We start from the raw sequence: 23,082 nt of genomic DNA, 5'->3' as shown, positions 1-23,082 counted from the left end.
CCGCCGTGGCCTCAGTCGCCGCGCACGATCCATTCCGCGGCCCGCTCCGCCATCATCAGCGTCGGGCTGTTGGTGTTGCCGCTGGTGATGGTCGGCATTGCGCTGGCATCGACCACGCGCAGGCCCGCGATCAGGCCGCCCTTGCCGTCGCGCACGCGCAAGTGCGAGTCGAGCACGGCCATCGGGTCGTGGTCGGCGCCCATCTTGGCGGTGCCCACCGGATGGAAGATGGTGGTCGCGATGTCGCCGGCCAGGCGTGCGAGTTCCTCGTCGGTCTGGTACTGCAGGCCGGGCTTCCATTCTTCGGGCTTGTACTGGGCCAGCGCCGGCTGCGCCACGATGCGCCGCGTCACCCGCAGCGAATCGGCGGCGACCTGGCGGTCCTCGGCGGTGCTCAGGTAGTTGGGCGCGATCGCGGGTGCGTCGCCGAAGCGCGCGCTCTTGATGCGCACCGTGCCGCGGCTCGTCGGGTTGAGGTTGCACACGCTGGCGGTGAAGGCCGGGAAGGCGTGCAGCGGGTCGCCGAAGGCATCGAGCGACAGCGGCTGCACGTGGTACTCGAGGTTCGGCCACTCGTGTTCGGGCGAACTGCGCGTGAAGGCGCCCAGCTGCGAAGGCGCCATGCTCATCGGCCCGGTGCGCTTGAGCGCGTACTCGAGGCCGATCTTCGCCTTGCCCAGCAACGACGAGGCCAGCACGTTGAGCGTGGGCGCGCCCTCGATCTTGAACACCGCGCGGATCTGCAGGTGGTCCTGCAGGTTGGCGCCCACACCCGGCAGGTCGGCCACCACCGGGATGCCGTGCTGGCGCGAGAGTTCGGCCGGGCCGATGCCCGACAGCTGCAGGATCTGCGGCGAGCCGATGGCGCCGCCGCACAGCACCACCTCCTGGGTCGCGTGCGCAGTGACCATGTCCCTGCCGTCCCAGACCTCGACGCCGGTGCAGCGCTGGCTGCCGTCGGCCTGGGTCTCGACGATCAGTCGGGTCACCTGTGCGTTGGTCCACATCTCGAAATTGGGCCGGCCGTAGCAGACCGGCCGCAGGAAGGCCTTGGCCGTGTTCCAGCGCCAGCCGTTCTTCTGGTTGACCTGGAAGTAGCCCACGCCTTCGTTGCTGCCGCGGTTGAAGTCGCTCGAATGCGGAATGCCGGCTTCCTGCGCCGCCAGCGCGAAGGCGTCGAGGATGTCCCAGCGCAGCCGCTGCTTCTCGACCCGCCACTCGCCACCCGCGCCGTGCATCTCGTCGGCGCCGAGGTAGTGGTCCTCGTGCTTCTTGAAGGCCGGCAGCACCTCGCTCCAGCGCCAGGCGTCGTCGCCGGTGAGCGCGGCCCACTGGTCGTAGTCGCGCGCCTGGCCGCGCATGTAGATCATCCCGTTGATCGAGGACGAACCGCCCAGCGTCTTGCCGCGCGGATACCGCAGCGCGCGGCCGTTGAGGCCCGGGTTGGGCTCGGTGTTGTAGAGCCAGTCGGTGCGCGGGTTGCCGATGCAGTAGAGGTAACCCACCGGGATGTGGATCCAGTGGTAGTCGTCGCGGCGGCCGGCTTCGATCAGCAGGGTGCGCTTCTGCGCCTGCCGGGTGAGCCGGTTGCACATCAGGGCGCCGGCCGTGCCGCCGCCGATCACGATGTAGTCGAAGGTGCTTTCGCTGTCACTGTCGCTCTTGCTCACGCGTTGTCTCCAGATCAAAAAAAAGCCCGGGCCGGTGTGTCCGTGCCTCGGGCTGGTCAGTGTAGGTGTCGATTCCCGCCGGAATGCTTACGGGCTTACTTCGCCGTCGGCATCACGAACTCGGCGCCCTTGCCGATGCTTTCCGGCCAGCGCTGCATGATGCTCTTCTGCTTGGTGTAGAAGCGCACGCCTTCCTCGCCGTAGGCATGCATGTCGCCGAACAGCGAGCGCTTCCAGCCGCCGAAGCCGTGCCAGGCCATGGGCACCGGGATCGGCACGTTGATGCCGACCATGCCGACCTGGATGCGGCGGCCGAACTCGCGCGCCACGTTGCCGTCGCGGGTGAAGCAGGAGACGCCGTTGCCGAACTCGTGGGCGTTGATCAGGTCGACCGCGGCCGCCAGGTCGTCCACGCGCACGCAGCCCAGCACCGGGCCGAAGATCTCTTCCTTGTAGATGCGCATCTCGGGCGTGACGTGGTCGAACAGCGTGCCGCCCATCCAGAAGCCGTCGGCGCAGCCCGCGCCGGCCTTGGCGCCGTCGAAGCCGCGGCCGTCGACCAGCAGCTTGGCGCCTTCCTTGACGCCCAGGTCGATGTAGCCGGTGATGCGTTCGTGCGCGGCGCGCGTGACGATCGGGCCCATCTCGGCCGCCAGGTTCTCGCCGTCGAGCACCTGCAGCGTCTTGGTGCGTTCGATCAGCTTGGGCAGCAGCCGGTCGGCCACATCGCCCACCAGCACTGCCACCGAGATCGCCATGCAGCGCTCGCCGGCCGAGCCGTAGCCCGCGCCGATCAGCGCGTCGACGGCCTGGTCGATGTCGGCGTCGGGCATCACCACCATGTGGTTCTTCGCGCCGCCCAGGGCCTGCACGCGCTTGCCGTGGCGGGCGCCGGTCTCGTAGATGTAGTTGGCGATCGGCGTCGAGCCGACGAAGCTGATGGCCTTGACGTCGGGGTTCTCGAGCAGCGCATCGACCGCGACCTTGTCGCCCTGCACCACGTTGAACACGCCGTCGGGCAGGCCGGCTTCCGTGAGCAGCTCGGCCATGCGCAGCGACGCGCTCGGGTCGGTCGGGCTGGGCTTGAGCACGAAGGTGTTGCCCGCGGCGATCGCCACCGGGAACATCCACATCGGCACCATCACCGGGAAGTTGAAGGGCGTGATGCCCGCCACCACGCCCAGCGGCTGGCGCAGCGTCCAGTTGTCGATGCCGGTCGAGACCTGTTCGGTGAAGTCGCCCTTGAGCAGCTGCGGAATGCCGCAGGCGAACTCGACGATGTCGATGCCGCGGCTGACCTCGCCCTGGGCGTCGGTGAACACCTTGCCGTGCTCGGCGGTGATCAGGTGGGCCAGCTCGTCCTTGTGGCGGTTGAGCAGTTCGAGGAACTTGAACATCACGCGGGCGCGGCGGATCGGCGGTGTGTCGGCCCACTTCGGGAACGCGGCCTGCGCGGCGGCCACCGCGGCGTTGACCTGGTCGACGCCGGCCAGGCCGACCTGGGCCGTGACGGCACCGGTGGCCGGGTTGGTCACGTCCTGGGCGCGGCCCGAGGTGTTGGCGACCGGCTGGCCTTGGATGTAGTGGGCGATGGCTGTGGACATGGGCGGTCTTTCGCTGAATGTGGGTGTCCGGGGAGGGACGATGGCCGCAGTTTAGGCAGCGGGTCGGGGCGCGCCTAGGCGTGAAAACTGAATTGATTGTTCGCATTGGTGAACAATGCAGGGATGGAAGACCAAAAGATCGAGTCGCTCTGGACCCACCTGCACTGGCTCACGGTGCTGAGCCAGCAGGGCAGCTTCACCGCCGCCGCGCAGCGCCTGGGCGTGAGCAAGGCGGCGATGAGCCAGCGCATCGCCGAGCTCGAGCGCGCGGCCGGCGTGCCCCTGGTGCAGCGCACCACGCGCAGCGTGCGGCTCACCGAGGCCGGGCAGCGGCTGGTCGAGGACATGCGCGCGCCCTTCGAGCAGATCGCCCACAGTTTTTCCGGCGTGCGCGACCTGGCGGGCGTGCCGCGTGGCCGGGTGCGCGTGACGGCGCCGGTGGCCTTCGCGCGCCAGCAGCTGGTGCCGCGGCTGGCCGACTTCCTGCGCGCGCAGCCCGAGGTGCGCATCGAGCTCGAGCTGTCGGACCGGCTCAGCTCGCTGGCGATGGAGGGCTTCGACCTGGCGGTCCGTCACACCGCCGCGCCGCCCGACACCCACGTGGCGTGGACGCTCTGCGAAACCCGTTCGGTGCTGGTGGCCAGCCGCGCCTACCTGCGCCGGCGCGGCCTGCCCGAGGCGCCGGCCGACCTGGGCGCGCACGACTGCCTGCACTACCCGCGCGCGCAGGACACGCCGGCCTGGCATTTCGAGACACGCAAACCCTCGGCCGCGCCGCGCGTCACGGTGCCGGTGTCAGGGCCGCTGGCCGCCAACAACAGCGAGGCGCTGCGCGACGCCGCGATCGCCGGCCTGGGCATCGCGCTGCTGCCCGACTTCAGCGCGCAGGCCGCGCTGCAGGCGGGCAAGCTGGTCGAGGTGCTGCCCAAATGGCAGCCGGTCGGCGCCTTCGGCGACCGGCTCTATGCGATCCGGCCCTATGCCACGCACGTGCCGCGCGCGGTGACGGCCTTCGTCAGCTGGTTGCGGGATGAACTGGCCGAGGGTTTCTCGGCGGACGCGCGCTGAGTGGGCGGGTCGTTTCGACACCCCCTGCGGTTAGGATGATGCGGCCGTCACAAAGAGCCTTTCCGGAACAGATCGCGCCCATGCCACCTTCCGCGCCGCACACCGCGCCCACCCCCGTCGCCGCTGCGCCGAGCGGGGTGGTGCACGCGTCGCCGCGTCTCGTGGCCGACGGTGCCGATGCGGTCGTGGCGCAGGGCCGATGGACCGCGCTGGCCTTTTCGTCGCGCGATGACTGGAACGCGCTCGCGCAGAGCCTGCGCGACGCGCCGAAGAAGACCGATCTGGCCTGGGACCTGCGCCCGATCGAACAGCTCGACCACATCGGCGCGCAGGTGCTCTGGAAGCATTGGGGAGGCGCCTGGCCGCAGCGGCTGGAGCTCGATCCGCAGCACAAGGCGGTGCTCGAGCATGTCGCGCGCTTCACCTGCAGCCTGCCGACCGAAGCCTCGCCCACATGGGCGGACCGCTTCAAGTCCTTCGCGCACAACGGCCCGCGCGGGCTGGCGGTGGCGCGCGACTTCCTGCAGATGATCGGCCAGCTGGTGCTCGACATCGGCACACTGATCCGCGCGCCGCACCGCGGCCCCTGGCGCGATCTCTCGGGCCAGCTCTACCAGTTCGGCACCACGGCGCTGCCGATCACCGCGCTGGTCGGCCTGCTGATCGGCGTGGTGCTGGCCTACCTGACCTCGAACCAGCTGCGCAACTACGGCGCCGAGACCTTCATGGTCAACATCCTGGGCCTCTCGCTGATCCGCGAGCTCGGGCCGGTGCTGGCCGCGGTGCTGGTGGCGGGCCGCTCGGGCTCGGCCATCACCGCGCAGATCGGCGTGATGCGCGTGACCGAGGAGCTCGACGCGATGCGCGTCATGGGCATTCCGCCCGGCTTCCGGCTGGTGATGCCGCGCGTGCTGGCGCTGGCCATCGCGATGCCGCTGATCAGCATGTGGACCTCGATGGCGGCATTGTTCGGCGGCATGATCGCGGCCGACCTCGCGCTCGACCTGTCGCCGGCCTATTTCATGCAGGCGCTGCCGCGCGCGGTGCCGCTGTCGAACCTGTGGCTCGCGCTGGGCAAGTCGGCGGTGTTCGGCATCCTGATCGCACTGGTGGCCTGCTACTTCGGCATGAAGGTCAAGCCCAACACCGAGAGCCTGGGCCGCGGCACCACCTCGTCGGTCGTGACCTCGATCACCGTGGTGATCCTGGTCGATGCGCTGTTCGCGGTGCTGTTCAAGGGCGTGGGCTTCCGATGATCGATGCACCCGCCGCCGATGCGCCCGTGGTGGTCGAGATCCGCCAGCTCTGGACGAGCTTCCCGTCGGCCGGCGGCGAGCAGGTGGTGCACCGCGACCTCGACCTGACGATCCGGCGCGGCGAGGTGCTGTCGCTGGTCGGCGGTTCGGGCACCGGCAAGACGGTGCTGCTGCGCCAGATCCTGGGGCTCGAGCATCCGTCGCGCGGCGAGGTCACGGTGCTGGGCCAGCACCCGGGCCAGCTCGGCGCCAAGGGTGCGGCCAAGGTCGGCATGCTGTTCCAGCACGGCGCGCTGTTCTCGGCCTTCAGCGTGCTGGACAACATCGCGTTGCCGCTGCGCGAACTCAAGCTGCTGCCCGACGACCTGATCCGCGATGCGGCGCTGGTGAAGCTGCAGATGGTCGGCCTCGATCCGCAGCAGGCGAACAAGAGCCCTTCGGCCCTGTCGGGCGGCATGATCAAGCGCGTGGCGCTGGCGCGCGCGCTGATCATGGACCCGCCGCTGCTGCTGCTCGACGAGCCCACGGCCGGCCTCGACCCCGAGAGCGCCGACGGTTTCTGCGACCTGCTGCGCAGCCTGCACCGCGAGCTCGGGCTCACGGTGGTGATGGTCACGCACGACCTCGACACACTGTTCGACCTGAGCACCCGCATCGCGGTGCTGGCCGATCAGCACGTGATCGTCTCGGGCCTGCCGCGCGAAGTGATCGCCTGCGAGCATCCCTTCATCCGCAACTACTTCCTCGGCGGGCGCGGCCTGCGCGCGATGGAAGCCCTGCATGACGTGCCGGCCGTCGCCGCCGCCGCCGATCCGGAAAGATAAGACCATGGAAAACAAGTCCCATGCCCTCGCCGCCGGCGCCTTCGTGCTCGGCCTGGTCGCCGTGCTGGTGGCGCTGGTGGTCTGGCTCACGCGCGACAACACCGTGCGCCACACCTACGAGCTCTCCACGCGCGACGCGGTCAGCGGCCTGCAGCCGCAGGCCATGGTGCGCTACCGCGGCATCGCGGTCGGCAAGGTCACGGCGATCGATTTCGACCCCAAGGTCAAGGGCAACGTGCGGCTGCGCATCGCGGTCGACGAGCGCGTGCCGCTCACCACCTCGAGCTTCGCGACGCTGAGCTACCAGGGCGTGACCGGCCTGGCCTTCCTCGCGATCGACGACAAGGGCGAGTCGCAGGTGGTGCTGGCGCCCGACGACGACAATCCGCCGCGCATCCCGCTCAAGCCCTCGGTGCTGGCGCAGCTGCAGGACCGCGGCGAGGCCATCCTCAACCAGGTGGAAGAGGTCACGAAGCGCGCCAACACGCTGCTCGGCGACACCAACCAGAAGCGCATCGCCGACGCGCTGGAGAACATCGCGCAGGCCGCGGCCAGCGCCAACCAGCTCACGCGCCAGATCGACAGCACGGTCAAGACCGGGCTCAACCCGGCGCTGCAGGCGCTGCCGCCGCTGATCGACCGCACGCGCGACGCCATGGGCACCGTCAAGACCGCGGCCGGCGACATCTCGCGCGTGGCGAACAACCTCAATGCGACCGCCACCCGGCTCAACGCGCCCGACGGCCCGATCGACCGGCTGGGCGACGGCACCAAGGCGCTGTCGCAGGCCGTCGACAGCTTCAACGGCGCGACGCTGCCACGCCTGAACCGCGTGGCCGACGACACCTCGCACGCGGTGCGTCGCCTCGGCCGCGCGGCCGACGGCATCAACGACAACCCGCAGTCGCTGCTGTTCGGCAACGGCGGCACGGCCGCCGGCCCGGGCGAGCCGGGCTTCTCGGCGCCTGCCGCCGCACGTCCCTGATGAAGGCGATGACCATGAACCACGCATCTTTCCTCCCCAGCGGCCGGCGCGCCGGCGCGTTGCTGCTCGCGGCCCTGCTGGCCGGCTGCGGTGCGCTGCCCGATCGGCCGGCGCGCGCCATGCTCTACGACTTCGGCCCGGTGCTGTCGCTGCCCGCGGCGCCGGCCGATGCGGCCCGCCTGCCGACGCTGGCGCTGGCCGAGATCGATGCCGGGGCGCGGCTCGAAAGCCCGCAGATCCTCTACCGCCTGGCCTACGCCGATGCCAACGAGCTGCGGCCCTATGGCCAATCGCGCTGGAGCATGGCGCCCAACCAGCTGATCTACCAGCGGCTGCGCGATGCGCTGGCCGTGCAGCGCACGGTGCTCAACCGAGAAGAGAGCGCGACCATGGCCCGCAGCGCGGGACGCGTGCCGCGCACCTTGCGCATCTCGCTCGACGAGTTCAGCCACTACTTCGAATCGCCGACGCAGAGCGTCGGCCTGGTGCGGCTGCGCGCCACGCTGATCCAGAGCGCGGCCGGCGGCGACAGCGTGCTGGCGCAGCGCAGCTTCGTGGTGCAGCGTCCGGCGCCCAGCGCCGATGCGCCGGGCGGCGTGAAGGCGCTCACCGCGGCCAGCGACGCCGCCATCGCGGAGGTGGTGGCCTGGGTCGATCAGGCGCGCTGACGCGCCCCTGCTTCAAAGCGCGCCGCGTCCCAGCACCGGGAACAGCTTGCCCAGGCCATCGGCCATGACTTCCACGGCCAGCGCGGCGAGGATCAGGCCCATGAGCCGCGTCATCACGTTGATGCCGGTCTTGCCCAGCGCGCGCGCGATCGGCTCGGCCAGCGAGAAGGCGATGCCGGTCGCCAACCCGATCACCACGCCGTAGCCCACGAGCACGGCCAGTTCCCAGATGTGCTGCGTCTTCTCGGCATAGATCACCATGGTCGACATGGTGGCCGGGCCGGTCAGCAGCGGGATGGTCAGCGGCACCACGGCGATCGACGCCCCCAGCGAGGCCTTGACCTCGGTGGCGCGGATCTCCTCCTCGTTGGTTTTCGATTCCGCCGGCTGCGCGTTCAGCATGTTGAGCGAGCTGATCAGCAGCAGCATGCCGCCGCCGACCTGGAAGCTGGCGATCGAGATGTTGAAGAAGCCCAGCAGCTGCAGTCCGACCAGCGCGCTGGCGGCGATCACCAGGAAGGCACTGAAGGCCGCGACCCAGGCCGTGCGGCGGCGCTGGCCTTCGGAGTAGCCCTGCGTGTAGTGGATGAAGAAGGGCACGATCGCCAGCGGGTTGACGATCGCCAGCAGCGTGATCAGCGGCTTGATCAGGTCCATGGTGGGGCTGGCCATCTCAGCGTCCCCCGGTCACGTCGAGCAGCGCCATGGTCGTGTAGCTGGCCTCGGCGGACAGCAGCCACAGGATCGCGCCGGCGATCTCCTCGGCGCTGCCGGTGCGTTTCATCGGCACCGTGGGCGCCAGCGCCGCGGCGCGTTCGGGCATGCCGCCGGACGCATGGATCTCGGTCTCGATCAGGCCGGGGCGCACCGCGTTCACGCGGATGCCTTCGTCGGCCACCTCCTTCGCCAGCCCGATGGTGAAGGTGTCGATGGCGCCCTTGCTGGCCGCGTAGTCGACGTACTGGCCGGGCGAGCCCAGCCGGGACGCGCCGCTGGAGACGTTGACGATCGCACCGCCGCTGCCGCCGTGCTTCGTGCTCATGCGCCGCACGGCCTCGCGCGCGCAGACGAAGCTGCCGATCACGTTGATGCGGAACATGCGTTCGAGCCGCGCCACGCTCATCTCGTCGACCCGCGCCTGCCGGTCGACCACGCCCGCGTTGTTGACCAGCGCATCGAGCCGGCCGAAGCGGGCGTCGAGCTTGCGGAACATGGCCAGCACTTGGGCCTCGTCGCCCACGTCGGCCTGCACCGCGATGGCGTTGCCGCCGTCGGCGCGGATGCGGCGCACCACCTCGTCCGCCGCCAGCGAGTTGCTGGCATAGTTGACGGCGACGGCATAACCGCGCCGGGCTGCGAGCAGGGCGGTGGCGGCACCGATGCCGCGACCGCCGCCGGTGATCAGAAGCACTTGCTGGTCCAAATCCCGCCTCCTGCACAAAAGCTGTGCCTCGGTTAAAAAAGCTGCCGAGCCGGATTACAGCACCGCACACACCCCGAGGACCGCCATGCCCCGCACGATCGACTATTTCTTCACCCCGCAAAGTCCCTGGACCTACCTCGGCCATGCGCGCTTCGTGGCGATGGCGCAGGCCGCCGGCGCGACGGTCCGGCTGCGGCCGGTCGACTTCGGCGCGGTGTTCCCGGTGTCGGGCGGTCTGCCGCTGGGCAAGCGCGCACCGCAGCGCCAGGCCTATCGGCTGGTCGAGATGGCGCGCTTCTCGCGTCACCTGGGCCTGCCGATCAACCTCAAGCCCAAGTTCTTCCCGGTGTCCGGCGACGACGCGGCCAAGTTCCTGATCGCCATCGACCTGCACGACGGCACCGAGACCGCATTGCGGGTCGGCAGCGCGGTGTTCGCCGCGGTCTGGCTGCAGGAGCGCAACATCGCCGACCCGACCGTGCTCGAGGCGCTGGCCGTCGAATGCGGCCTGCCGGCCAAGCGGGTCGAGCAGTCCCAGAGCCAGGCCGTGCAGGAGCGCTACGACGACTACACGCAGCAGGCCATCGACGCCCAGGTCTTCGGCGCGCCCACCTATGTGGTCGACGGCGAACTCTTCTGGGGCCAGGACCGCCTCGATTTCGTCGAGCGCGCATTGAACGAAGCCGGCTGAGCCGGCCCCAAGACATTCCCCTCGCAACCTTGAAGGAGCACCGACCATGGGTCAATTCATCGATCTCACCGCCAAAGACGGCTTCACCTTTCCCGCCTACGTGGCCGAGCCCGCGGGCCAGCCCAAGGGCGCGGTCGTCGTGGTGCAGGAGATCTTCGGCGTCAATTCGCACATCCGCTCGGTGGCCGACGGCTATGCGGCCGAGGGCTACCTGGCCGTCGCGCCGGCGACCTTCCAGCGCGTGAAGCCGGATGTCGAACTGGGCTACACCACCGAAGACATGAACGCCGGCTTCGCACTGAAGACGGCGGTCGAGGCGCTGCCAGCGCCCGGCGTGCTGCAGGACCTGCAGGCGGCCGTCGAGTACGCGGCGCGCGGCGGCAAGGTCGGCATCGTCGGCTACTGCTGGGGCGGCCTGCTGACCTGGCGTGCGGCGGCAGGCGTGAGCGGGTTGTCGGCGGCGGCGCCGTACTACGGCGGCGGCGTGACCACGCCCGAAGAGATCGCCCGCCAGCCCAAGGTGCCGGTGCTGGCACACTTCGCCACCGAAGACCACTGGATCCCGCTCGACAGCGTCGAGGCTTTCAAGAAGGCCCATCCCGAAGTCGAGGTGCACCTGTACGAGGCGCATCACGGCTTCAACTGCGACCAGCGCGGCGCGTACAACGCCGAAGCCGCCAAGGTGGCACGCGAGCGCACGCTCAAATTCTTCGCGCAGCACCTGGCCTGACGCGCCGGGCCAGGGCCGCGCCGGCGATCAGGTCGCTGCGGCGGCCTTGGCCTTCGCCTTGGCCGTGGCGTCGGACTTGGCGCGCGTGCCGATGCGGGTCTGCAGGAAGTCGACCAGCGCCCGCAGTGCCGCGCTGTTATGGCGCCGCTGCAGGTAGGCCGCCGACAGCCACATGTCGACGCGCACGTAGTCCTGCAGCACCGGCACCAGCTCGCCTCGGTCGAGGTAGGGCTGCACCAGCAGCGCCGGCATGTAGGTCACGCCGAAGCCCTGCAGCGCCACTTCGATCAGCGGCGCCCCTTCGGTCGAGTCCATGCGGCTCTTCACGTGCACGTCCAGCGGCTTGCCGTCGACCTCGAAGCGCCACTGCGGATGCGGGCCCAAGCGCGAATGCGTGAGCGTGTCGTGGGTGGCCAGCTCCGCGGGATGTTCGGGCTTGCCGTGCTTCTTCCAGTAGATCGGCGAGGCGCAGACCACCAGCGGCATCTGCAGCAGCTTGCGCACGATCAGGTTGTCGTCCTCGATCGGGCCGAAGCGCAGCGCCAGGTCGACCGCTTCCTCGGCCATGTCCACCGTGCGGTTGGTCAGATGCAGGCTGATGCTGACCTCGGGGTAGTAGCCCATGAACTGCGCCAGCAGCAGGGGCAGGTCGCCCTGGCCCATGCCGTGCGGCGCCGTGATGCGCAGCCGCCCGGTGGGCCGGCTCGCATGCTCCTGCAGCTCGGCCTGGGTCAGCGCCACCATCTCCATCACCGGCTTGCTGCGCTCGAGCAGCAGGGCGCCGGCGTCGGTGAGGCTGACCGAACGCGTCGAGCGGTTCAGCAGGCGCACACCGAAGCGCGACTCGAGCTCGGCCACGTACTTGCTGACCGTGGCCTTGGACATGTCCAGGCGCTTGGCAGCACCCGAGAAGCTGCCGAGTGCAGCGACCTCGCGAAAGGTCTTGAGTAGGTCTAGGCTGTCCATGGTCTTCCGTGTTGGGGCCGGGGAGGGCCGAAGCGCTGTGAAAAACGAGACAAAGGCCTGGGTGAAGGCCAGGGAATGCCCCATTGTTTCGTTTTCGTGAACACCGTGGTTCCGTTTTCTGCGGGTTTACCCCATATTTTCGCAGCACAATTCATCCCACGGGCCAGCCTTCCAAGCAAGCCCGAGTGAACAGGGCCTCGAGGGTGCCGCGTGTCGTCAAGGACCGCCACCACTCCCGACCGGTTCGATAGCTCTCTTGAACACTGAAGGAAATGAAAATGAAGACCACCCAAATCATCGCTGCTGCTGCCCTGTCGTTCCTCGCCGTTGCCGGCGCCCACGCTGAAAACTACCAAGGCGTGCAACAAGTCAACTCGGTGAACAGCCGCGCCACCATCGAAGCCCAAGGCGTCGCTGCTGCCCACGCTCCGAACCAGAACGTGACCAACGGTTCGCGCGTCACCCCGGCGCTGGTCTCGTCGACCAGCCGCGCTGCCGTGGCCGAGCAAGCGGTTGCCGCTGCCCACGCGCCGAACCAGAACCTGGACCGCAAGGCTTTCGTGAACAGCAACATCCCCGCTGCCTACACGAACGGCTCGCTGGCTCGCACCAACCAAGCCGGCCTCTGATCGACGCTTCGGACCGCCCATGAGGCGGTCCCGGTGAGATCCCGAACCGGGCGATGCGCAAGCGTCGTCCGGTTTTTTCATGGGCGCCCGGTTTCAGCGCCCGGTGCGCGCGAGGTAGCGCTTGCGCCAGAACACGACCACCAGCGACAGCGCGATCACGCCCATCGAGGCCATCGCGATCCAGAAGCCGTCGGCCTTGTGCACCAGCGGGATGAACTCGAAGTTCATGCCGAAGATGCCGGCGATCAGGTTGAGCGGCAGGAAGATGGCGGTCAGCACCGTCAGCACCCGCATGATGTCGTTGGCCCGGTGGCTCTGCACGCTGAAGTGCATCTGCACCGCGGTTTCGGCGTTCTGCTCGAGCCGGCGCACGTGGTGCACCACGCGCTCGATGTGCTCGAGCACGTCGCGGCTGCGCACCATGAGCAGTTCGCGCTCGCGCAGTTCGGGCGCGGTGTCGGGCGTCGGCAGCGTTTCCATGGCGTCGATCCAGTCCTGCACCGCCGCGCGCTGGTCCTCGCAGATCTCGTCGAGATGGTGCAGCGACTGGCGTGCTTCCATCAGCGCGCTCCAGTTGGTGAAGCGGCTCTTGGGATCGATCAGTTCGGCCTGCCAGTGGTCGAGCTGGCGGGTGAGCTCGCGGCGCAGGTCGAGGTAGGCATCGACGATCTGGTTGACCACGCGCAGCATCAGGTCGGCCGGGCTGGTGGGGACGCGGGCGCTGGTGGCGCGCACGTCGATCGCCGGTGCCGTGCCTTCGGGCCGGTCGTTGCGCGCGGCGGCCAGCAGCTTGGCCGCATAGGCGTCGCGCACGGCGCCGTCGTCGGGGTGGACCGACAGCAGCACGCGGTCGAACACCGCGAAGCCGACCGGCCGGGTGTCGACGCGGCGCAGCACCGGCGGCCCGCCGCGCGCCAGCCGCGGCTCGCCCTCGGCGTGCGGCGCGGCGGCACCGGCCGCCAGGCGCCGGAACACCAGCACGTCGTAGAGCGAGGTGTAGTCGTAGTGTGACGGCAGCTGGTCGTTGAGCAGGTCGCTCACGTGCAGGTCGACCAGCTGCGTGCCGCACAGCGACTGAAGGATGCCCTGTACCTCCGCCAGCGAGGCACGGAATTCCTCGCGCGTGAGCGAGATCCAGAGGTAGCCCAGGCGGCAGGCGCCCGGCAGGGCGAGCGGTGCCAGCGCGTCGTGCTCGTCAACCTGGGAACCGGTGATCTCGAAGAGGCGCATGCAGGGAGGGCCGTGAGCTCAGCGCTGCTGTTTCAGCAGCCGGGCGGCGTCGAGCGCGAAATAGGTGAGCACGCCGTCGGCGCCGGCGCGCTTGAAGGCCAGCAGGCTTTCCAGCACCACGGCGTCGTGGTCGAGCCACCCGTTCTGGGCGGCCGCCTTGAGCATCGCGTACTCGCCGCTCACCTGGTAGGCGAAGGTGGGCACGCGGAACTCGTCCTTCACGCGGCGCACGATGTCCAGGTAGGGCATGCCGGGCTTGACCATCACCATGTCGGCGCCTTCGGCGATGTCCAGGCCGACCTCGCGCAGCGCCTCGTCGCTGTTGCCCGGGTCCATCTGGTAGACCTTCTTGTTGCTCTTGCCCAGGTTCGTGGCGGAGCCGACGGCATCGCGGAAGGGGCCGTAGAAGGCGCTGGCGTACTTGGCGCTGTAGGCCATGATCCGCGTGTGGATGTCGCCGTTGGCCTCGAGCGCGGCGCGCACCGCGCCGATGCGGCCGTCCATCATGTCGCTCGGTGCCACGATGTCGACGCCGGCCGCAGCCTGCACCAGCGCCTGCTTGACCAGCACCTCGACGGTCGGGTCGTTGAGCACATAGCCGTCGTCGTCCAGCAGGCCGTCCTGGCCATGGCTGGTGTAGGGGTCGAGCGCCACGTCGGTCATCACGCCGAGATCGGGAAAGCGCGCTTTGAGCGCGGCCACGACGCGCGGGATCAGGCCGTCGGGATTGAAGGCCTCATCACCGGCGGGTGTTTTGAGGCCCGAATCGATGACCGGAAACAGCGCCATCACGGGAATTCCCAGGGCCACGCATTGCTCCGCGACCGGCAACAAGGTATCGAGGCTGAAGCGTTCGACGCCGGGCATGGAGCCCACGGGATCGCGTTTGCGTTCGCCTTCCTGCACGAAGACGGGATAGATCAAATCGTATGAAGTGAGCGCGTGCTCTCTAACCAGGTTCCGTGTGAAGGCATCTCGGCGAAGGCGGCGCGGCCGGCCGGCGGGGAAGGGGGCGTGCAACGTCATGTCGAAAATTGTGCCTGATGTGCCACCGCGTGCCCTCGCTGCCCTTTCGTAGACCTTGTGTGTCGCTGCGTGGGCTGCATAGAACGAGTATTTTGGAATTCAATGCCGACTGTTAATTGTTAAAAAATAGTGGTTCACGCGCTTGATACGTTCTTGCTGCTTTGTTAAATTACTTCCGGGCGGCTTGCCGCTCCCCGCTTTTCCTCCCTGAGCGGGTGCCTTGATGTGTGACAGCAAAAGGGCTTCCCAGCCCGGCGTTCGACGCCGGGCTTTTTTTTGGACTTTTTCAGGCACCTCGCGCGTCGTGCACCCTGACAGCCGCGGTTTGCCGGTGCGCGCCGTCCGTCCCGGGGGAGCTGGCGCACTAAACTGCCCGCCATGCTCTGGATCAAGTCGCTGCACATCGTTTTCATCGCCAGCTGGTTCGCCGGCCTGTTCTATCTGCCGCGGATCTTCGTGAACCTGGCCATGGTGCCGCCCGGCTCCGAAGCCGAGCGAGCCCGGCTGCTGCTCATGGCGCGCAAGCTGATGCGCTTCACCACCTTCCTGGCCGTGCCGGCGCTGGTCTTCGGCCTCTGGCTGTGGATGGGCTACGGCATCGGCCGCGGCCCGGGCAATGGCTGGATGCACGCCAAGCTGGCGCTGGTGTTGCTGGTGCTGGGCTACCACCATGGCTGCGGCGTGCTGCTGCGCAAGTTCGTGGCGGGCGCGCCGATGCGCAGCCACCGCTGGTACCGCTGGTTCAACGAGGTGCCGGTGCTGCTGCTGCTGGCCATCGTGGTGCTGGTGGTCGTCAAGCCCTTCTAGGGCGCGGCGCACCGTTCCGCCTGCCTGCACGGTGACTGCCCCGCACAAGTCCGCCGCGCTGCCGTTGACGCTGGCCTATGCGGCGCTGATCGTCTACGCCAGCCTCTACCCCTTCGCCGACTGGCGCGACCAGGGCCTGGCGCCCTGGTCCTACCTCTCGGCTCCCTGGCCGCGCTACTGGACCGGCTTCGATCTCGGGATCAACGTGGCGGGCTACGTGCCCTTCGGCTTCCTGGCCGCGCTGGCGGTGCTGCGCACGCAATCGGGTGCGGGCGTCTTCCAGGCGGTGCTGCGCGCCACGCTGGCCGGCGCCGCGATCGCCTTCGCCATGGAGACGCTGCAGAGCTACCTGCCGATGCGCATTCCCTCCAACCTCGACCTGGGCCTGAACGCGCTGGGCGCTTTGATCGGCGCGGTGATGGCCGCCGCGCTGGAGCGCCTGGGCGTGGTGGCGCACTGGGGTCGCGCACGCACGCAATGGTTCGTCGACGACGCGCGCTACGGCCTGGTGCTGCTGGCGCTGTGGCCCGTGGCCCTGCTGTTTCCGGCCGCCGTGCCCTTCGGCCTGGGGCAGGTCTTCGAGCGATTGGAAAACGCGATTGCCGAATGGCTGGCCGACACACCCTTCCTCGACTGGATGCCGCTGCGGGAGTTCGAGCTGCAGCCGCTGGTGCCCGGCATCGAACTGCTGTGCGTGATGCTGGGGGCGCTGGTGCCGTTCCTGCTGGGCTTCATGGTGACGCGCTCGGTGCCGCGCCGCGCGATGCTGCTGGCCGCGCTGCTGTGCGCGGGCCTGGCCGGCAGCGCGTTGTCGGCGGCGCTGAGCTGGGGGCCCGGGCATGCCTGGGCCTGGTTCAGCCTGCCGGTGCAGGTCGGCACGGTGGCCGCGGTCGTCTTCGGGGCGTTGTTGCTGGCCGCGCCGCGCCGGCTGTGCGCGGCCCTGCTGCTGATCGCGCTGGTGCTGCAGCTGAGCCTGCTGAACCAGGCGCCCGAGAGCGCCTACTTCGCCCAGACGCTGGCGACCTGGGAGCAGGGGCGCTTCATCCGCTTCCATGGCCTGGTGCAATGGCTGGGCTGGCTGTGGCCCTTCGCGACGCTCGGCTACGTGCTCGTGGCGCTGTCCCGGCGCAGACGCCAAACCTAGAATGGGCCGATGCCCCGTTCCCCGACTCCAGCCGCCTCCGCCGTGCCCGCCGTATCCGGCTATTACGAGCGCCACATCTTTTTCTGTCTCAACGAACGCAAGGGCGGCGAGGACGCCTGCGCCCTGCATGGCGCGCAGCAGGGCTTCGACCACTGCAAGGCCAGCGTGAAGGCGGCCGGCCTGTCCGGTGTCGGCAAGGTGCGGGTCAACAAGGCCGGCTGCCTGGACCGCTGCGCGGGCGGCCCGGTGGCCGTGGTCTACCCCGAGGCGGTCTGGTACACCTTCGTCGACCAGGCCGACATCGACGAGATCGTCGAGTCGCACCTGAAGAACGGCCAGGTGGTCGAGCGCCTCGTGCTGCCGCCCGACGTCGGTCGCTGAGCGGAGCGAAAGCCCTATGAATTCGCAAACGGAGAAGCTTCGGCTCGAAGGTGCCGCCGGCGTCATCGAGGCGCAGCGCGACCTGCCGGCCGACGGCCAGGCCTCGCGTGGCGTGGCCGTGATCGCGCACCCGCACCCGCTGTTCGGCGGCACCATGGACAACAAGGTGGTGCAGACGCTGGCGCGCGCCTTCGTCGCCAGCGGCTGGACCGCGGTGCGCTTCAATTTCCGCGGCGTCGGCGCCAGCGAGGGGGTGCACGACGAAGGCCGCGGCGAGAGCGAGGACTACCGCGCGGTGGTCGCGCAGCTCGCGCCTTCGGGCCCGCTGGCCGTGGCCGGCTTTTCCTTCGGCGCCTTCGTCGCGATCAACGCATTGCAGGAACTCTGGGCCGGGCGCGAGGTCGCACACCTGACGCTGGTCGGTGCCAGCGTTGCGCGCGTGGTGCCGCCGGTGCTGCCCGAAGGGGCGGTCGAACGTACGTTGATCGTGCATGGCGAAGCCGACGACACCGTTGCGCTCTCGGCCGTGATGGATTGGGCTCGCCCACAGTCACTTCCTGTCACAGTCGTCCCCGGAGGCGGTCATTTCTTTCACGGACAATTGCCGCTCTTGAAAAATCTTGTCGTTCGCCACCTGCGCGCCGACCTGTAGCTGGTTTCCCATCCCCATGAATCGTCTGTCTGTCGCGCTCCGCGCGCTGGTGCTGTTTTTTTCGGCATCCTTCTGCATCCTGGCTGCCGCGCAGTTGCCCGTTCCCCCTGAAGTCGCCGCGCGCAGCTACCTGCTGCTCGACGTCACGGCCAACCAGCTGCTCGCGCAGAAGGACATCGACAGCCCGGTCGAGCCAGCTTCGCTGACCAAGCTGATGTCGGCCTATCTGGTGTTCGACGCCCTCAAGGCCAAGAAGATCTCGCTGACGCAGACGCTGCCGGTGAGCCCGCGCGCCTGGAAGATGCCCGGCTCGCGCATGTTCATCGACCCGAAGATGCAGGTGCCGGTGGAAGACCTGATCAAGGGCCTGATCGTGCAGTCGGGCAACGACGCCACGGTGGCGCTGGCCGAAGGCGTGGGCGGCACGGTCGAGCACTTCGTCCAGCTCATGAACGAGCAGGCCAAGGTGCTCGGCATGAAGAACACCAGCTACAAGAACCCCGAAGGCCTGACGGCGCCGGGCCACACCACGACGGCGCGCGACCTGAGCATCCTCGCCACCCGGCTGATGCACGACTTCCCCGAGTACGTCCAGTACTACGCGATCAAGAAGTACCGCTACCCCGGCACGCCGTCGACCAACGACACCAACCGCAACCTGCTGCTGTTCCGCGACCCGACCGTCGATGGCCTGAAGACCGGCCACACCGATGCCGCCGGCTACTGCATGATCGTCACGGCCAAGCGCGACTTCCCGAACCTCAACGGCGGCCGCCGCCTGCTGTCGATCGTGCTCGGCGCCGCCAGCGAGAACGCGCGCGCCAACGAGTCGCAGAAGCTGCTGAACTGGGGCTACACGGCTTTCGACGCGGTCAAGCTCTTCGACGCCGACCAGCCGGCCGCCACGCCTGCGGTCTGGAAGGGCAAGTCGAACACGCTCAAGCTGGGCCGTCCCGAAGCCATCGTGGTGTCGGTGCCCGCGGGCTCGGCGAGCAAGATCAAGACGCAGGTCGCGCGGCCCGAACCGCTGGTCGCGCCCTTCACCAAGAACCAGCAGGTCGGTACGCTCAAGGTCACGCTGGGCGACGAACCCGTCGCCGAAGTGCCGCTGGTCGCGCTCGAGGCCGTCGAGCAGGCCGGCATCCTGGGCCGTGCCTGGGACGCCGTCCGCCTCTGGATCAAGTAACAGGGCTGGTCACGCGGCCGGCCCGCCTGCTATACTCGCGGGCTTTTCGGAAATTTCCGAAGGGTTTCACGTTTTCGTCAATTCCCGGCTTCCCATGTCACGGTGGGGTTTCAGGTCGGGATGTTTTGGGATTCATTCATTCATGCCAACCATCAATCAACTGGTGCGTCAGGGTCGAACGGTCGAAAAGATCAATTCGAAGAGCCCTGCCATGCAGAACTCGCCGCAACGCCGCGGTGTCTGCACCCGCGTCTACACCACGACGCCTAAGAAGCCCAACTCGGCACTCCGCAAGGTGGCCAAGGTTCGTCTGACGAACGGCTTCGAAGTCATCTCCTACATCGGCGGCGAAGGCCACAACCTGCAAGAACACAGCGTCGTGCTGGTTCGCGGCGGTCGTGTCAAGGACTTGCCCGGTGTTCGCTACCACATCGTGCGCGGTTCGCTCGACTTGCAAGGCGTGAAAGACCGCAAGCAGTCGCGTTCCAAGTACGGCGCGAAGCGCCCGAAGAAGGCTTAAGCCTTTCTGTTTTCATTCAGCGGTGTTCGGCGTGCCTTGGCGGCGCATCGAACGAAGTGACCCAGATTCGGGTCGAGTAAGTGAGAGTTTTTGTTGGCTCTCGCGGTACCTGAAACGGTGCCAACTGAAGCAAAGAGGTTAGTAACATGCCACGTCGTCGCGAAGTCCCCAAACGTGAAATCCTGCCGGATCCCAAGTACGGCAATGTCGAGCTGTCGAAGTTCATGAACGTGATCATGGAAGGCGGCAAGAAGGCTGTCGCCGAGCGCATCATTTACGGTGCCCTCGACTTCATCGAAAAGAAGAACCCGGACAAGGACCCTCTCGAAGCGTTCACCGTTGCCATCAACAACGTGAAGCCGATGGTCGAAGTGAAGTCGCGCCGCGTGGGCGGTGCGAACTATCAAGTGCCGGTCGAAGTCCGCCCTGTCCGTCGCCTCGCCCTGTCGATGCGCTGGATCAAGGAAGCCGCTCGCAAGCGCGGCGAAAAGTCGATGGCCCTGCGTCTGGCCAACGAACTGATGGAAGCCACGGAAGGCCGTGGCGGTGCCATGAAGAAGCGCGACGAAGTGCACCGCATGGCAGAAGCCAACCGGGCCTTCAGCCACTTCCGCTTCTAAGACCGTCCCTCAAATCAGACTGGCTGGAAGCCCGACTCGCCGTGTGGTGAGCGGGCTTTCATCCGTTAATGGAGTAAATTTTCATGGCACGCAATACACCCATCGAGCGCTACCGCAACATCGGTATCTCGGCGCACATCGACGCTGGCAAGACCACGACGACGGAGCGCATCCTGTTCTACACCGGCGTGAACCACAAGATCGGCGAAGTGCACGACGGCGCCGCCACCATGGACTGGATGGAGCAGGAACAAGAGCGTGGCATCACGATCACGTCCGCTGCGACCACCTGCTTCTGGAAGGGCATGGCCGGCACGTTCGACGAACACCGCATCAACATCATCGACACCCCGGGCCACGTGGACTTCACGATTGAAGTCGAGCGCTCGATGCGCGTGCTCGACGGCGCCGTGATGGTGTACGACGCCGTTGGCGGCGTGCAGCCGCAGTCGGAAACCGTCTGGCGCCAGGCCAACAAGTACAAGGTGCCCCGTCTCGCGTTCGTCAACAAGATGGACCGTACCGGCGCCGACTTCCTGCGCGTGCGCCAGATGATGGTGGACCGCCTGAAGGCCAACCCCGTCGTGATCCAGATCCCGATCGGTGCGGAAGATCGCTTCCAGGGCATCGTCGATCTGGTCAAGATGAAGGCGATCTACTGGGACGAAGACAAGGGTGTCACCTTCACCTACAAGGACATCCCGGCCGACCTGGTCGACGTGTGTGCCGAGTACCACGAGAAGCTGGTCGAGGCTGCGGCCGAAGCCAGCGAAGAGCTGATGAACAAGTACCTCGAAGGTACGGCCCTCACCGAGCTCGAGATCAAGGCCGCGATTCGCCAGCGCACCATTGCCGGCGAAATCCAGCCGATGCTGTGCGGCTCCGCGTTCAAGAACAAGGGCGTGCAGGCCATGCTCGACGCCGTCGTCGAGTACATGCCCGCCCCGACCGACATTCCGCCGGTCAACGGCATGGACGAAGATGAAACGCCCGTCACCCGCAAGGCTGACGACAGCGAGAAGTTCTCCGCGCTGGCATTCAAGCTCATGACCGACCCGTTCGTGGGCCAGCTGACCTTCGTTCGCGTCTATTCGGGCGTGCTGACCAAGGGCGACAGCGTCTACAACCCGGTGCGCGGCAAGAAGGAGCGTATCGGCCGGATCGTGCAGATGCACGCCAACAACCGCGTCGAAGTGAGCGAAATCCGTGCCGGCGACATCGCTGCCTGCATCGGCTTGAAGGAAGTGACCACGGGCGAAACGCTGTGCGATCCGACCGCCATCCTGACGCTCGAGCGCATGGTGTTCCCGGAATCGGTGATCTCGCAGGCTGTCGAGCCCAAGACCAAGGTCGACCAGGAAAAGATGGGCATCGCCCTGCAACGCCTGGCTCAGGAAGATCCTTCGTTCCGCGTCAAGACCGACGAAGAATCGGGCCAGACCATCATCGCCGGCATGGGCGAGCTGCATCTGGAAATCATCGTGGACCGGATGAAGCGCGAATTCGGCGTGGAAGCCAACGTGGGCAAGCCGCAAGTGGCCTACCGCGAAACCATCCGCAAGACCGTCGAGGATGCCGAAGGCAAGTTCGTGCGTCAGTCGGGCGGCAAGGGCCAGTACGGCCACGTGGTGCTCAAGGTCGAGCCGCAAGAGCCGGGCAAGGGCTTCGAGTTCGTCGACGCGATCAAGGGTGGTGTGGTTCCTCGCGAATACATCCCCGCGGTCGAAAAGGGCGTGATCGAAGCACTGGGCCAGGGCGTGCTCGCCGGCTACCCGGTGGTCGACGTCAAGGTGACGCTGCACTTCGGTTCGTACCACGACGTGGACTCGAACGAAATGGCGTTCAAGATGGCGGCGATCTTCGGTTTCAAGGAAGGCTGCCGCAAGGCCAGCCCGGTGATCCTCGAGCCCATGATGGCCGTGGAAGTCGAGACCCCGGAAGACTACGCCGGCAACGTGATGGGCGATCTGTCCTCGCGTCGCGGCATGGTCCAGGGCATGGAAGACATGATGGGTGGCGGCAAGGCCATCAAGGCCGAAGTGCCGCTGTCGGAAATGTTCGGCTACTCGACCACGCTGCGTTCGATGTCGCAAGGCCGCGCCACGTACACGATGGAGTTCAAGCACTACGCTGAAGCTCCGCGCAACGTCGCCGAAGCCATCGTGGCCGCTCGCGCCAAGTAAGTTTTCAAGAATGCGGGGCCGCGCAGTGCGCGGCCCTCGTTGTCTGCGATCCGGTGCCGCCTTGTTTCCGTGCGAGGCGAACCAGCAATCGGGTGCAGACATAAAACCACTACACGGAAATGCTCTTTCAAGGATTGAAAAATGGCAAAAGGTAAGTTCACCCGCACCAAGCCCCACGTCAACGTGGGCACGATCGGTCACGTCGACCATGGCAAGACCACGCTGACCGCTGCGATCGCAACGGTTCTGTCGGCCAAGTTCGGCGGCGAAGCCAAGGCTTACGACCAGATCGACGCAGCGCCCGAAGAAAAGGCCCGCGGCATCACGATCAACACCGCGCACGTCGAGTACGAAACGGCCAACCGCCACTACGCACACGTCGACTGCCCCGGTCACGCCGACTATGTGAAGAACATGATCACCGGCGCTGCCCAGATGGACGGCGCGATCCTGGTGTGCTCGGCTGCCGACGGCCCGATGCCCCAGACCCGTGAACACATCCTGCTGGCTCGCCAGGTGGGCGTGGGCTACATCATCGTGTTCCTGAACAAGTGCGACATGGTCGACGACGCCGAGCTGCTCGAGCTGGTCGAGATGGAAGTGCGCGAGCTGCTGGACAAGTACGACTTCCCGGGCGACGCAACCCCCATCATCCACGGCTCGGCCAAGCTCGCTCTCGAAGGCGACAAGGGTCCCCTGGGCGAAGAAGCAATCATGAAGCTGGCCGACGCGCTGGACACGTACATCCCGACGCCTGAGCGCGCCATCGACGGTGCGTTCCTGATGCCCGTGGAAGACGTGTTCTCGATCTCGGGTCGC

General features: G+C 67.6%; 24 protein-coding genes. 17 read left to right on the top strand and 7 right to left on the bottom strand.

Annotated features, from left to right (window positions below):
• Positions 1–11: 11 nt before the first annotated feature.
• Positions 12–1,595: a GMC family oxidoreductase N-terminal domain-containing protein gene (locus K0H49_RS18395; protein WP_219215881.1), complete on the bottom strand. Its 1,584-nt coding sequence runs from the start codon at positions 1,593–1,595 to the stop codon at positions 12–14.
• Between the two features lie 170 nt (positions 1,596–1,765).
• Entirely contained in the window at positions 1,766–3,274 is a 1,509-nt protein-coding gene (locus K0H49_RS18390; RefSeq protein ID WP_219215581.1) for a CoA-acylating methylmalonate-semialdehyde dehydrogenase, read from the bottom strand.
• Positions 3,275–3,397: 123 nt separating this feature from the next.
• On the opposite strand from K0H49_RS18390, the gene K0H49_RS18385 reads away from it, so the two are divergent.
• From K0H49_RS18385 to K0H49_RS18365, 5 genes are all read left to right on the top strand, one after another.
• Positions 3,398–4,342, top strand: a complete 945-nt coding sequence (locus tag K0H49_RS18385; protein ID WP_219215579.1) for a LysR family transcriptional regulator — start codon at positions 3,398–3,400, stop codon at positions 4,340–4,342.
• 80 nt (positions 4,343–4,422) lie between these two features.
• Positions 4,423–5,598, top strand: coding sequence for an MlaE family ABC transporter permease (locus K0H49_RS18380; RefSeq protein WP_219215578.1), 1,176 nt, complete (start codon positions 4,423–4,425; stop codon positions 5,596–5,598).
• Positions 5,595–6,422 carry an ABC transporter ATP-binding protein gene (locus tag K0H49_RS18375; RefSeq protein WP_219215576.1) on the top strand — a complete coding sequence of 276 codons (828 nt, stop codon included), beginning with the start codon at positions 5,595–5,597 and terminating at the stop codon, positions 6,420–6,422. The genes K0H49_RS18380 and K0H49_RS18375 overlap by 4 nt, the downstream gene beginning before the upstream one ends.
• Before the next feature lie 4 nt (positions 6,423–6,426).
• Positions 6,427–7,407, top strand: a complete 981-nt coding sequence (locus K0H49_RS18370) for an MlaD family protein (RefSeq protein WP_219215574.1) — start codon at positions 6,427–6,429, stop codon at positions 7,405–7,407.
• Positions 7,408–7,421: 14 nt separating this feature from the next.
• Positions 7,422–8,075, top strand: coding sequence for an ABC-type transport auxiliary lipoprotein family protein (locus tag K0H49_RS18365; protein WP_219215573.1), 654 nt, complete (start codon positions 7,422–7,424; stop codon positions 8,073–8,075).
• A 12-nt stretch (positions 8,076–8,087) separates the two neighbouring features.
• Here the strand turns inward: K0H49_RS18365 and K0H49_RS18360 are convergent, their stop codons facing one another.
• The gene (locus K0H49_RS18360; protein WP_219215879.1) at positions 8,088–8,732 is read right to left on the bottom strand and encodes a MarC family protein; all 645 of its coding nucleotides are present in this window, start codon (positions 8,730–8,732) and stop codon (positions 8,088–8,090) included.
• A gap of 16 nt (positions 8,733–8,748) precedes the next feature.
• Positions 8,749–9,498, bottom strand: coding sequence for an SDR family oxidoreductase (locus K0H49_RS18355; RefSeq protein ID WP_219215571.1), 750 nt, complete (start codon positions 9,496–9,498; stop codon positions 8,749–8,751).
• 85 nt (positions 9,499–9,583) lie between these two features.
• On the opposite strand from K0H49_RS18355, the gene K0H49_RS18350 reads away from it, so the two are divergent.
• On the top strand, positions 9,584–10,189 hold the full coding sequence (locus tag K0H49_RS18350) for a 2-hydroxychromene-2-carboxylate isomerase (protein ID WP_219215569.1): 606 nt from the start codon (positions 9,584–9,586) through the stop codon (positions 10,187–10,189).
• A 46-nt stretch (positions 10,190–10,235) separates the two neighbouring features.
• Positions 10,236–10,919, top strand: a complete 684-nt coding sequence (locus K0H49_RS18345; RefSeq protein WP_219215567.1) for a dienelactone hydrolase family protein — start codon at positions 10,236–10,238, stop codon at positions 10,917–10,919.
• 27 nt (positions 10,920–10,946) lie between these two features.
• Here the strand turns inward: K0H49_RS18345 and K0H49_RS18340 are convergent, their stop codons facing one another.
• The gene (locus K0H49_RS18340) at positions 10,947–11,885 is read right to left on the bottom strand and encodes a LysR family transcriptional regulator (RefSeq protein WP_219215565.1); all 939 of its coding nucleotides are present in this window, start codon (positions 11,883–11,885) and stop codon (positions 10,947–10,949) included.
• Between the two features lie 278 nt (positions 11,886–12,163).
• Between K0H49_RS18340 and K0H49_RS18335 the strand changes: the two genes are divergently transcribed.
• Complete coding sequence (locus tag K0H49_RS18335) at positions 12,164–12,514, top strand: alpha/beta hydrolase (RefSeq protein ID WP_219215563.1); 351 nt, start codon at positions 12,164–12,166, stop codon at positions 12,512–12,514.
• A 93-nt stretch (positions 12,515–12,607) separates the two neighbouring features.
• On the opposite strand, the gene K0H49_RS18330 is transcribed toward K0H49_RS18335, so the two are convergent.
• Together K0H49_RS18330 and hemB are read right to left on the bottom strand one after the other, a co-directional pair.
• Complete coding sequence (locus K0H49_RS18330; RefSeq protein WP_219215561.1) at positions 12,608–13,744, bottom strand: magnesium transporter CorA family protein; 1,137 nt, start codon at positions 13,742–13,744, stop codon at positions 12,608–12,610.
• Positions 13,745–13,762: 18 nt separating this feature from the next.
• The gene (gene hemB / locus K0H49_RS18325; RefSeq protein WP_219215560.1) at positions 13,763–14,770 is read right to left on the bottom strand and encodes a porphobilinogen synthase; all 1,008 of its coding nucleotides are present in this window, start codon (positions 14,768–14,770) and stop codon (positions 13,763–13,765) included.
• 378 nt (positions 14,771–15,148) lie between these two features.
• Here hemB and K0H49_RS18320 point away from each other — a divergent pair, with 378 nt between their 5' ends.
• From K0H49_RS18320 to K0H49_RS18280, 9 genes are all read left to right on the top strand, one after another.
• Positions 15,149–15,577, top strand: a complete 429-nt coding sequence (locus K0H49_RS18320) for a CopD family protein (protein WP_219215559.1) — start codon at positions 15,149–15,151, stop codon at positions 15,575–15,577.
• Positions 15,578–15,608: 31 nt separating this feature from the next.
• The gene (locus K0H49_RS18315; protein WP_219215557.1) at positions 15,609–16,721 is read left to right on the top strand and encodes a VanZ family protein; all 1,113 of its coding nucleotides are present in this window, start codon (positions 15,609–15,611) and stop codon (positions 16,719–16,721) included.
• A gap of 9 nt (positions 16,722–16,730) precedes the next feature.
• Positions 16,731–17,102 (top strand): (2Fe-2S) ferredoxin domain-containing protein, encoded by a 372-nt coding sequence (locus K0H49_RS18310; protein WP_219215555.1) that lies wholly within the window; start codon positions 16,731–16,733, stop codon positions 17,100–17,102.
• Between the two features lie 16 nt (positions 17,103–17,118).
• Entirely contained in the window at positions 17,119–17,754 is a 636-nt protein-coding gene (locus tag K0H49_RS18305; RefSeq protein WP_219215553.1) for an alpha/beta hydrolase, read from the top strand.
• Positions 17,755–17,770: 16 nt separating this feature from the next.
• Positions 17,771–18,940, top strand: a complete 1,170-nt coding sequence (locus K0H49_RS18300; RefSeq protein ID WP_219215551.1) for a D-alanyl-D-alanine carboxypeptidase family protein — start codon at positions 17,771–17,773, stop codon at positions 18,938–18,940.
• Positions 18,941–19,082: 142 nt separating this feature from the next.
• Entirely contained in the window at positions 19,083–19,460 is a 378-nt protein-coding gene (rpsL, locus tag K0H49_RS18295; RefSeq protein WP_013543948.1) for a 30S ribosomal protein S12, read from the top strand.
• 146 nt (positions 19,461–19,606) lie between these two features.
• Positions 19,607–20,080, top strand: coding sequence for a 30S ribosomal protein S7 (gene rpsG / locus K0H49_RS18290; protein WP_007829591.1), 474 nt, complete (start codon positions 19,607–19,609; stop codon positions 20,078–20,080).
• Between the two features lie 83 nt (positions 20,081–20,163).
• Positions 20,164–22,263, top strand: coding sequence for an elongation factor G (fusA, locus tag K0H49_RS18285; RefSeq protein WP_219215550.1), 2,100 nt, complete (start codon positions 20,164–20,166; stop codon positions 22,261–22,263).
• A gap of 141 nt (positions 22,264–22,404) precedes the next feature.
• The coding region (locus K0H49_RS18280; RefSeq protein ID WP_219215548.1) for a GTP-binding protein at positions 22,405–23,082 on the top strand (678 nt) is incomplete at its 3' end.

Origin of the sequence: Variovorax boronicumulans, from assembly GCF_019352895.1 — a bacterium.
In the GTDB taxonomy this organism is placed as follows: Bacteria; Pseudomonadota; Gammaproteobacteria; order Burkholderiales; family Burkholderiaceae_C; genus Variovorax; species Variovorax boronicumulans_A.
Note: the sequence above shows the minus strand (reverse complement) of the source record. Positions and strands in the feature narration are given on the sequence as shown.

Bases quoted from the DNA above. Each gene is read 5' to 3' on its own strand.
- K0H49_RS18370 (WP_219215574.1), top strand. From the start codon at position 6,427: ATGGAAAACAAGTCCCATGCCCTCGCCGCCGGCGCCTTCGTGCTCGGC.
- K0H49_RS18335 (WP_219215563.1), top strand. From the start codon at position 12,164: ATGAAGACCACCCAAATCATCGCTGCTGCTGCCCTGTCGTTCCTCGCC.
- K0H49_RS18390 (WP_219215581.1), bottom strand. From the start codon at position 3,274: ATGTCCACAGCCATCGCCCACTACATCCAAGGCCAGCCGGTCGCCAAC.
- hemB (WP_219215560.1), bottom strand. From the start codon at position 14,770: ATGACGTTGCACGCCCCCTTCCCCGCCGGCCGGCCGCGCCGCCTTCGC.
- K0H49_RS18395 (WP_219215881.1), bottom strand. From the start codon at position 1,595: ATGTGCAACCGGCTCACCCGGCAGGCGCAGAAGCGCACCCTGCTGATC.
- K0H49_RS18310 (WP_219215555.1), top strand. From the start codon at position 16,731: ATGCCCCGTTCCCCGACTCCAGCCGCCTCCGCCGTGCCCGCCGTATCC.
- K0H49_RS18330 (WP_219215561.1), bottom strand. From the start codon at position 13,744: ATGCGCCTCTTCGAGATCACCGGTTCCCAGGTTGACGAGCACGACGCG.
- K0H49_RS18360 (WP_219215879.1), bottom strand. From the start codon at position 8,732: ATGGACCTGATCAAGCCGCTGATCACGCTGCTGGCGATCGTCAACCCG.
- K0H49_RS18380 (WP_219215578.1), top strand. From the start codon at position 4,423: ATGCCACCTTCCGCGCCGCACACCGCGCCCACCCCCGTCGCCGCTGCG.
- K0H49_RS18300 (WP_219215551.1), top strand. From the start codon at position 17,771: ATGAATCGTCTGTCTGTCGCGCTCCGCGCGCTGGTGCTGTTTTTTTCG.
- K0H49_RS18350 (WP_219215569.1), top strand. From the start codon at position 9,584: ATGCCCCGCACGATCGACTATTTCTTCACCCCGCAAAGTCCCTGGACC.
- rpsL (WP_013543948.1), top strand. From the start codon at position 19,083: ATGCCAACCATCAATCAACTGGTGCGTCAGGGTCGAACGGTCGAAAAG.
- K0H49_RS18320 (WP_219215559.1), top strand. From the start codon at position 15,149: ATGCTCTGGATCAAGTCGCTGCACATCGTTTTCATCGCCAGCTGGTTC.
- K0H49_RS18385 (WP_219215579.1), top strand. From the start codon at position 3,398: ATGGAAGACCAAAAGATCGAGTCGCTCTGGACCCACCTGCACTGGCTC.
- fusA (WP_219215550.1), top strand. From the start codon at position 20,164: ATGGCACGCAATACACCCATCGAGCGCTACCGCAACATCGGTATCTCG.
- rpsG (WP_007829591.1), top strand. From the start codon at position 19,607: ATGCCACGTCGTCGCGAAGTCCCCAAACGTGAAATCCTGCCGGATCCC.
- K0H49_RS18305 (WP_219215553.1), top strand. From the start codon at position 17,119: ATGAATTCGCAAACGGAGAAGCTTCGGCTCGAAGGTGCCGCCGGCGTC.
- K0H49_RS18345 (WP_219215567.1), top strand. From the start codon at position 10,236: ATGGGTCAATTCATCGATCTCACCGCCAAAGACGGCTTCACCTTTCCC.
- K0H49_RS18340 (WP_219215565.1), bottom strand. From the start codon at position 11,885: ATGGACAGCCTAGACCTACTCAAGACCTTTCGCGAGGTCGCTGCACTC.
- K0H49_RS18365 (WP_219215573.1), top strand. From the start codon at position 7,422: ATGAACCACGCATCTTTCCTCCCCAGCGGCCGGCGCGCCGGCGCGTTG.
- K0H49_RS18375 (WP_219215576.1), top strand. From the start codon at position 5,595: ATGATCGATGCACCCGCCGCCGATGCGCCCGTGGTGGTCGAGATCCGC.